This is a genomic window from Aquimarina agarilytica ZC1 (assembly GCF_000255455.1).
GTDB classification, from domain to species: Bacteria; Bacteroidota; Bacteroidia; order Flavobacteriales; family Flavobacteriaceae; genus Aquimarina; species Aquimarina agarilytica.
The window spans coordinates 175,766-185,023 of the sequence record NZ_JH621249.1 but is presented as its reverse complement, the minus strand read 5'-3'; the positions used below and the strand labels follow the sequence as shown (position 1 = coordinate 185,023).

Below are 9,258 nucleotides of genomic sequence, written 5' to 3'. Positions count from 1 at the left end.
ATTTTGATCAATAGGCAATGACTTTTTTCGAAGTTCCGCTACCATCTTAGCTCTAAAAACATTATATACCGACCAATAGAATAGTTAGTGATATTACATATACAATGATACCAATTAATATTGTTTTTGGAAACTTAGGAATTTGAATAGACGATAAATTTAAATAAACTACAAGTATCATAAGAATGTATAGTATTTCAGGCAAAGGACCTGAATTAAAAAAACTTTCAATTAAAAAGAATAAAGACACTATAAGTCCATTATAATCGACTGCCAATCCAGTATATGTCTTTCCATTAGTAAGCCCATAAATGTTGAAATAACTAAGTCGAATAGCACAAGCAGAAATAATGGCAAACGCTCCTGGTATAAACCAAGGATTATAATTAGAATAACTCAATAGAATGATTGCTGGTAGAACACCAAAACTAACCATATCAATCAAAGAATCTAATTGGGCTCCAAATGCTCTATGTACATCAGTTCTATTTTTTATTTTACTAGCAACTAAGCCATCTAACCAATCAAATACCACTGACCATGCTCCAAAAACAGCAGCTGTATAAAGGCTCCCTTTAATAGCAGCATAAATACCTAGCAAAGAGCTCAATAACCCAAACAAAGTAACTATATTGGGCAAATCAAAAATAAAACTAAACATGGTTAATTGACTTTCTGGATCTCTTTTTTTTAAATTGTTATCCTCTATCACTGAAATACTATTATTCAATTGCATAATTTGGCTTTATCTTTTTAATCTCTGTAAGTAATCTTTTTATAGGAAATAATTTAATTGCTTCCTTTAAATCTATCAACGTATCGATTTCGTACCAAGGTTTTTCGTCAAAAGAAACAGCTTTTAATGAAAGAAGATTTTCATCTACTAATTCAGCAAAAACAGTTTCATAATACCCATTTACCTTTTCTTCCCGAATATGCTTATCAAGCCTTGCTGCAATCAGACTCCAAGAAACCAAAGAAAAGCTATATATATTAACTGTTTTGTATTTTATACTACCTTCACTAAACTGAGTATTATTTTTAAAACCTAAAATTCCTCCATATTTATCAATAGTTACAGTAGTTCCGTTCATCCAATCCTTAATTCCAGCAACAGCCATTCTATCTGGATACATCATTTCATTCAAAAGAGAAGGATCAAAAACTAAATCGCTTTCTATAAGAATAAAAGGCTCTTTCATAATTTCTCTTGCCATCCAAAGAGAGTATATATTATTTGTTGTTTTATAAAGAGGGCTATGTATGTATTTTATAGCAATATTTTTATAATTATCGCCCAAAAAACCTTTTATAGAGTCACTTAGGTGTCCCGTAACTATCACTAATTTTTTAATTCCTTTGGTGGCTAAATTTTGAACAAGCCTCTCTAATATAGAAACTTCATTGACGAGCGTTAAACATTTAGGAGATTCGTTTGTTAGCGGTAAAAGACGACTTCCCGTTCCTGCTGCTAACAATAAAACTGTAGTGATGCGATTATTACTTCGGATATTTTTTGAATTAATCTTCATATATTTATGAAATTGAAATGATCAATAGACCGTTAAAATTTAACAAACGACTTAAGAGTTTGCTAAATTTGTATTGAGGAGTGGTTACTGATAATTCAACTATAAGTATAAAGTCTGCTAGCAAATAAAAAAAGTAGTTTAACAACAAAAAAGATAGTGAATGATTGATATCATAAGATATGTAGTCCTCTAGTAAAAGTACTCTATATTAATCACTTTTATAACTCAAACTATTTATAATTTCATTAATAAGTAAAATACTATAAACGGGATTGGGGTTTCTAAATTTAAGATAGGGGAAAACCACGATGATACTATAGAAGAAATTATAAAGCTAAAGCTAATTCAACAAGATTGGACTACCTAGTAAATTTGGTATAAATTACTAGGTAGTCCAAAATCCAGATGGCATTGGTACCATTAGATATTCAGTAGTGAAAGATGGCGTGCGTGAAAGGCCAAAAGCATTTAGAGAAGAAATAAATTCAGGAAAATGGACGGCACACCCTTTTATTGCACCAGATGAAAGCTATTTGATCTGGGATAGTGAACAGGAAGACGGTTACGGAGACTCGGACTTATATATAAGTTTCCGTCAGGAGGATGGATCTTGGGGGCCTGCGATTAATATGGGACCCGAAATAAATTCGAAATTTGAAGATAATCGTGGCATGGTCTCCCATGATGGAAAGTATTTCTTTTTTAATAGAATACAGCATGGCAAAACTTTTGAGGAATCTGAAGTGAATATCTTTTGGGTAAATGCCCAGATTATTGAGACCCTTAGAAAGAATTAAAAATAGTTATTAAACAAATATCTATCACTAATTGAGTAGAAGGCTCTCCCGATAATTAAGGAGCGTACACCTCTCCCACCAAAAAGCCTACGGGTTAGGTACTTGGCGGTTTGTTAATGATGCTTAATCGCTTAAGTTATCTCCTTTAATCATAGGCTATAACTATTCTAGGTATGGTATTTTATTCATAACAATAATTAAAATATATGTAATCCGAATACTTTAAAAACACCTTTAAATCCTAAAAATATTGTAGCTAAAAGAATAACCCCACCCAATATATTTTGTAATGTAGAATTCACATAGTTACCTAACACTTCTTTTCTATTCACTACCCATAACAAGATTCCTGCAATGACAGGTAATAAAATTCCATTAGCTACTTGAGCAAATTTGATAATTTCAATTGGCTTGATTCCTAAAGAAGAAAAAACAACCCCTAATAGCAAAATAAACATCCAAATCCCTTTAAACTTTTTCGACTGTAATCCACCATACCAACCTAAACATCCTTTAGCTACATAAGCCGCTGCTAAGGGGGCCGTAATTGCAGATGTGATTCCGGCTGCAAATAATCCAATTCCTAAAAAATACTTGGCAAAATCACCATACAATGGAGCTAAACTTTTTGCCAAATCGGAAGCATTTGACAACTCTCCTCCTAATGACACAGATGCAGCAGAGATAATAATAGACATGGAAACCAATCCTCCCAAAACAATTGATACTACAGTATCTTTCCGAACTGTTTTTAAATTCTTTTCTCCTTTCCATTTCTCTTTGACCAAAGCTGCATGCAAAAACAAATTATAAGGAACCACTGTAGTCCCTATCAAACCTATAATGGTTAATAAACTTCCCTTTGGTGCTATTGGTATAAAAGCGCCTTTTATAATAGCTAACAAGTCTGGTTTTGTGACAATTGCTGTAAGCGTAAAAGAAATACTCATAACAAGCACTAAGCCTACCAAGGCGCGTTCTAATAATTTATAATTCCCCATATACAACAATACAAAGGCAATCATTCCTATAAGAATACTTAGTCCATTAATTGTAAAACCAAATACGTTAAAAATCTGTTTTCCTACAACGGCTTCCAATCCCAAAATACCTCCACTAATATTTCCAGCTTCATAGGATGCATTTCCAACAACAATAGCCAAAAGTATTAAAATCATTATCAAACGATTAACAAAGGAATGTTTAATCTCTAATTTGATTACTTCCGATAATCCTTTTTCGGAAATAATCCCCAAACGAGCAGCCATTTCTTGCAGAACTATGGTTGTTACTATGGATAAAACCATTGCCCAGAGTAAGTTGAACCCAAAATTAACTCCAGCCAATGTACATAATGTCACTGTTCCTGGACCTATAAATGCCGCCGCCACTAATGTCCCCGGACCTATATTTTTAAACAGATTCTTAATCATTGTGAATGGAGTTCAAGGCGTATATAGCAAAACTCCCTAGCCAATGTCCCCCTTCATAACTATCCCCCACTATATTGGGTAATGAAAAATTGATATGTTTATTAGCGACATTCTTTAAGTGCTTATATTCTGGTAAATCTTTTACAATGGCATATAAAGCCCATGCTCTTGAAAAATTTACGCCATCTAAATGCACTAATTTACCATCCGTCCTGTCTGAAACTTCTCCTACCTCCAGTTGATAATTTTTAGCTTTCATTTGAGGTAAAAAATCTCCAAACCAACCAGAAAACTCTTCCTTGGATAATACGCGTTTCATAATAGCAGCTTCTTGCAAACAAGGAGATAAAAAGTCGTACCCGCTAGGTTCCCAAGTAATGGGACAATTGGCATCTTGCATATAAAACGCTTTTGCTCTTTTCTCAATAGCCATTTGTAAGGTGTTATTACCTACAGTATGTGCATAATCCCAAGCAAAGGTGAGTCCAAATGCCGTATTGGTATGCTCCCCTACTCGAATTGGATAATTCAATTTAGGTAAAAACTCAATATATTTTTGAACCATCAAATCAGTTAATGGCTGTAAGTTTTTTTCTAATTCTCTTGCTGTGTCATTATCCCATGTATGCAATTCTTCGGCTAACTTTAATACCCAAGCCCAACCATAGGTTCGTTCGTAATTTTTACTATGTTTCCCATTAAAATACGCTACTTCCTTTTCTATATTTTCCTTTGATATATTGTCTAATAGCATCGCCTTCATTTTTACAGCGTGCTTTAATTGCGGAAATTGCTTTAACAACGAAACCAAACTCCAATGTCCATGTACTGATGAATGCCAATCGAAACATCCATAAAATGATGGGTGCAATTCTTTAGGCGATTGTAAATCGGCTACTCCTCCAATGGTTTGGTTTAATTTATTAGGATATTCAACATTCACACAATTCATGGGTAACTGTGCTAGTCTTTCTGCCTGCTCTAAGCTTAGCTTTGCGGTTGCTACTTCTTTAACTACTGTTGGTTTTTCTTGTTTGGTCGTATCATTACATGATAATAGAACAAAGAGAAAAAATAGGTGGTTTAGATATCTCATAATTTGTATAATATCTTCTAAAAGTAGAAAAAAGAATCCAAAAATACACTTAAATAACTACAGGGTATTCATAGCTTTTCTCAAAAGAATTTAATCTCAAGCCTGCTACTAATAAAAAATAATTTAAAACTTGTATTCAGGCGATTTGCAATAAATTATAACCAGGAACCAATGAAAAAAAATTACTTATAAAACTCAGCAAATACTTTTATAATTAATTCATGATCCTTTACTCCACACATTTCCCGAATACTATGCATTGATAACATTGGATTTCCAACATCAATAGTAGGGATTCCAATTTTAGCTGCTGTCATAGGTCCAATTGTGGAACCACAACCTATATCATTCCGGCTGCAAAAATCCTGAAAGGGAACATTAGCTTTTTTACACCACTGCTTAAACTTTGCTACCGAAAAAGCATCTGTTGCATAACGCATGTTCGCATTACTTTTTATTACAGGTCCCCCATCAATATAAGGTTTGTGATTACTATCATGTTTACTCGAATAACTTGGATGAACAGCATGCGCCATATCGGCCGATATAAAAAAAGATTTTGCTATTGATTTAAAATAGTCTTCTTCATTAGAAGAAACAAAAGCATGAATACGCTTTAAAATGGTTTCTAAAAAGTTAGAACTAGCCCCGTTTTGTGATTCGGAACCGATTTCTTCATGCTGAAAATACACCGCCATTTGTACCTTATCGGAAGTTATTTTTGACTGCTTTAAAGCTTCAAAAGAAGCATGAACACTTGCTAAATTATCTAATCTGGGAGCATAAATAAACTCATTATTTACCCCACCAAAATTAGATTTTTCGGCATCAAACAAAAATAAATCCCAACTAAGTATTGTTTCTGATATTCCGGTTTCTTTTTGTATCCAATCTTCGAAACGCATATCATTATTTAATCCAATAACAGGAAACATATGCTCCTGTGGATTCGGCTTAAAGCCTTCTTTATTTACCTCTCTATCTAAATGTATCGCTAAACGAGGGATTCGCAACCTCTTTTCTATTTTTATTACTTTTTGACTTAATACACCTTTTTCATTCTCTACAATTAATCTTCCTCCTAAATAAAGATCTTTATCAAACCAGCTCGTTAATAAAACCCCTCCATATACCTCAACATTTAATAATTGATAGCCTTCTTTAACTGATATAGGATTGTTTTTTATTTTAAGACCAGGAGAATCGGTATGTGCTCCGATAATAGAAAATGCATAATCGCTTGTCCATTTTTTGGGAGTTTTAAATATAATAATAGACCCATCGGCTCTAGTCACATAATACTTCCCTCCTTTTTCCAAAGACCATTTTTCTTCTTCCTTTAGCTCTTGGTAATGTTGCGCTGCTAACTCATTTTTTAAATTTTCTACCGCATGGAATGACGTTGAACTTAAATCTATAAATTCTAAAAGGTTTTGGGAATATGACATGTAAAATATTTTGGAGTAAATATATATAAAACTCTAAATTTTAGTCGTTTTTTAATTTAAATGATTGAAAAATAAACCTATTGTAGCAAACTAATAGAATAATGTAAGGGTACTATGAATAAATTAAAGGTTTTATAAAATATAATTCGGGTTTAAACCAATTAAAAGAAAAAAATGAAATATAATGAATCATTTAGGATTATTATACCAAATAAATAAGTCTTAGTTAAGTTAGTTACATATTCTAAAGTCAACTATTAAAACAACTATTTCTGAATTCTAACTAAAGAAAAGCAAAATAGCTAGCAAAAAACAACTATGAAATACTCTTTGCTTTTCTATTACTTTAGCTTTCTATTTCTAATGCTGAGCGTACAACAGACTTATTCTCAAAAATCATTAATAGAAACTACTGGTGACGTATTTTTAGTAACAATACCTACTGTTACTTTTGGAACAACTTTAATTTTAGGAGATAAAAAAGGTGCTACACAATTTATCAAATCTTTTGTGCTTAATCAAGTAATAACTTTATCATTAAAAGTAGGAATCAATAAACCTAGACCTAAAAACAATGGCGACTTTGGATTTCCATCTGGACATACGTCCACAGCATTTCAAGGAGCTTCATTTATTCATCGTCGTTATGGATTTAAGTACAGTATTCCTGCCTATTTAGCAGCAGGATTTACTGCTTTTAGTCGTATAGATGCCGACAAGCATGATGGATATGATGTACTTGCAGGTACAATCATTGGTATTGGTAGTACTTATATATTTACTACTCCATATCAAAAGGAACACTTAGAATTGTCGTATTCAAATGATAGAGGCAATCGTTTGATTGGATTTAAGTTTAAATTTTGAAGTTAGTAGTCAAATTTGTTAACTTCTAATAAATTGTATGATTATATAATTCTATTTCCCTTATAATGAAAACAAAACTTGTTATGGCAATTCAGAATTTAATTAAAATGGGGATTATGCTATTGCAAGTTTAGTTTAGTTAATTGAGCTTAACCAAATCAGTATGTATCTGTTTTATAATCTTTTTGGGGATTTCTAATTCACTTGCCACTTCTTGCCATCTAGGAATTAAGCCCTGTACCTCTGCAACAATTCCTTTAGGGTTCTTTATCGAAAATTCATCCGCAATTGTTAAAATATCTTTTAGAGTTATTTCCGTTCGTTTGCCATTAATAGATAAAGCCCGGGAAGTATTTTTGAAAGTAAATAGTGGATTAAGTGCATAAGTTAAATCATAGGCAGGCCCTAAATTCCAACTATCGGTTACCTTATTATAAATAAAGCTATGATTTTTTAAATGGTCATCTACATTTTTAAAAATAAGGTTGAATACCATTCGTTTGAACAGTTGCTGTAAATCTTTATGTGGTACCTTAAGCGCTAGAGCAACTTTAAATATATTTTCATAACTGGAGTTTTCAGGCTGACTTTTAAAATCCCAACCTGTTAAACCTGTAACAGTAAGTATATGTTGCTTTTCTCCATATTGTCTATCGTAGCGTAATGTTGCAAAATGTTTTCTTTCTATTAGCTTACAAGGCATCATATCAATCCTAGCTTCTTGAGCCAATAAATAATAAGCGTATTCTACAATTTCTCGGTTATAACCGTCACTATTATTCAAGTGTAATTTTACTAAATAATGATTATAATCTTCGCTTATTTCCTTATCACCCGCAATAATGGAACCTGTTTCCTTATGTTCTGAAATTAGGATTTTAGGTCTAGCCCCACCTGCAGAAGTACCTATTTTAAAAATATTGAGTAGAGCCAGTTCGCTAAGTGATGTCCCTTTTGTATCTTCTTTTAATTTGAGTACTTTTTCTAGAATAATAATTACTTCGTTAATATTTACAATGGAAGTATTGGGTAATTCTTTAACGGGTTTATATTCTATAGCTCCCATACCACGGTCTGCAGTGTAAGCTAATTGCTCTAAGGGAGTAACTTTTTGAATTCCTCTAACTGTTAACCATTCTTGAAAAATAATATTTCCAAAAGTATCAGGTAAAGAATCGGCTATCATAGGTGGTAAACCTTGAAAAGTATCTTGCTGAAATTCAGTAAATACCTGGACAGGTGTAGTGCGTTTAAAAATAAATGGGAATAAGTTGGTATATTTTCCAGACTCTAAAAAATCTGGATTGTATTGAAAAAATGATTTCCTTTGATCTAAATCAAAGCCTAATTTACCAATTTCTTCACCAAATATTACAACATCTATAATTTTGTCTCTAGCCATATTTTAGTAGAATGAGATGTCATTTTTATTCGAACTATTTTTTTCTATTCCCTTTAAAATTGACTGTAATAAACCAAAATGATTAGCTACTTTTAAAATATTATCAAGGGTAGCATTTTTACCATTCTCAATGTTTTGAATGGTAGTACTAGAAACATCTAACACATTAGCTAAATCTTCTCTAGACATTTTGCGAACCTTTCTAAGTGTTTTACAAGCTTCACCAATTTTTACTTTTACATCTTTTACTGTTACTATTTCAAACATAAAATACCATTATATTATCAAATATAAGCTTATTGTAACTATAAAAACAATTATAATGGTAAAAATAATATAACTCAATCTATCGTTTATCTTTTGATATTTATGAATATGATTTAATTTTGAAGTTACTAATTGTTATAATTAGTAGTTTTCACCTCTCATAATTCTCTTTAAAACACCTAAATAAATTCTCTACTTAGGTATGGATAGTGTCCCTGTTACAATATACGCAACCAACAAGAATAGAAATTTCGAAAACGAGAGAATAGATCACTATTCTAAAATCATTAAAGTTTTAAATAAAACAGGTCAAGACTTTTAAGACATTAAGTTTCTCATAAAAAAATAACTATAATATTAATAAGTCATTTAATCATTCTTTTTAAGGAGGTATTTTCATTAATCTTTATCGTCTA

The 9,258-nt window shown here is 31.8% G+C and carries 9 protein-coding genes; 2 read left to right on the top strand and 7 right to left on the bottom strand.

Annotated features, from left to right (window positions below; all coding sequences use genetic code 11):
- Positions 1-61: 61 nt before the first annotated feature.
- Both KQA_RS0203750 and KQA_RS0203745 read right to left on the bottom strand, forming a co-directional pair.
- Entirely contained in the window at positions 62-736 is a 675-nt protein-coding gene (locus tag KQA_RS0203750; protein WP_010178242.1) for a CDP-alcohol phosphatidyltransferase family protein, read from the bottom strand.
- On the bottom strand, positions 723-1,532 hold the full coding sequence (locus KQA_RS0203745) for a phosphocholine cytidylyltransferase family protein (RefSeq protein ID WP_010178240.1): 810 nt from the start codon (positions 1,530-1,532) through the stop codon (positions 723-725). The genes KQA_RS0203750 and KQA_RS0203745 overlap by 14 nt, the downstream gene beginning before the upstream one ends.
- Positions 1,533-1,978: 446 nt before the next feature.
- Here KQA_RS0203745 and KQA_RS18465 point away from each other — a divergent pair, with 446 nt between their 5' ends.
- The gene (locus KQA_RS18465) at positions 1,979-2,329 is read left to right on the top strand and encodes a PD40 domain-containing protein (protein WP_198283099.1); all 351 of its coding nucleotides are present in this window, start codon (positions 1,979-1,981) and stop codon (positions 2,327-2,329) included.
- Between the two features lie 197 nt (positions 2,330-2,526).
- Here KQA_RS18465 and KQA_RS0203735 read toward each other — a convergent pair whose 3' ends face one another.
- The 3 genes from KQA_RS0203735 to KQA_RS0203725 form a co-directional block, all read right to left on the bottom strand.
- Positions 2,527-3,762: an Nramp family divalent metal transporter gene (locus KQA_RS0203735; RefSeq protein ID WP_010178237.1), complete on the bottom strand. Its 1,236-nt coding sequence runs from the start codon at positions 3,760-3,762 to the stop codon at positions 2,527-2,529.
- The gene (locus KQA_RS0203730; RefSeq protein WP_010178235.1) at positions 3,755-4,858 is read right to left on the bottom strand and encodes a DUF2891 domain-containing protein; all 1,104 of its coding nucleotides are present in this window, start codon (positions 4,856-4,858) and stop codon (positions 3,755-3,757) included. The genes KQA_RS0203735 and KQA_RS0203730 overlap by 8 nt, the downstream gene beginning before the upstream one ends.
- A gap of 182 nt (positions 4,859-5,040) precedes the next feature.
- Positions 5,041-6,306 carry a M18 family aminopeptidase gene (locus tag KQA_RS0203725; protein ID WP_010178233.1) on the bottom strand — a complete coding sequence of 422 codons (1,266 nt, stop codon included), beginning with the start codon at positions 6,304-6,306 and terminating at the stop codon, positions 5,041-5,043.
- Positions 6,307-6,624: 318 nt separating this feature from the next.
- Between KQA_RS0203725 and KQA_RS0203720 the strand changes: the two genes are divergently transcribed.
- Positions 6,625-7,173 (top strand): phosphatase PAP2 family protein, encoded by a 549-nt coding sequence (locus KQA_RS0203720; RefSeq protein ID WP_157366578.1) that lies wholly within the window; start codon positions 6,625-6,627, stop codon positions 7,171-7,173.
- 139 nt (positions 7,174-7,312) lie between these two features.
- On the opposite strand, the gene KQA_RS0203715 is transcribed toward KQA_RS0203720, so the two are convergent.
- Both KQA_RS0203715 and KQA_RS0203710 read right to left on the bottom strand, forming a co-directional pair.
- Positions 7,313-8,575, bottom strand: a complete 1,263-nt coding sequence (locus tag KQA_RS0203715; RefSeq protein ID WP_010178229.1) for a type II toxin-antitoxin system HipA family toxin — start codon at positions 8,573-8,575, stop codon at positions 7,313-7,315.
- A gap of 3 nt (positions 8,576-8,578) precedes the next feature.
- Positions 8,579-8,842: a helix-turn-helix domain-containing protein gene (locus tag KQA_RS0203710; RefSeq protein WP_010178225.1), complete on the bottom strand. Its 264-nt coding sequence runs from the start codon at positions 8,840-8,842 to the stop codon at positions 8,579-8,581.
- Between the last annotated feature and the right edge of the window lie 416 nt (positions 8,843-9,258).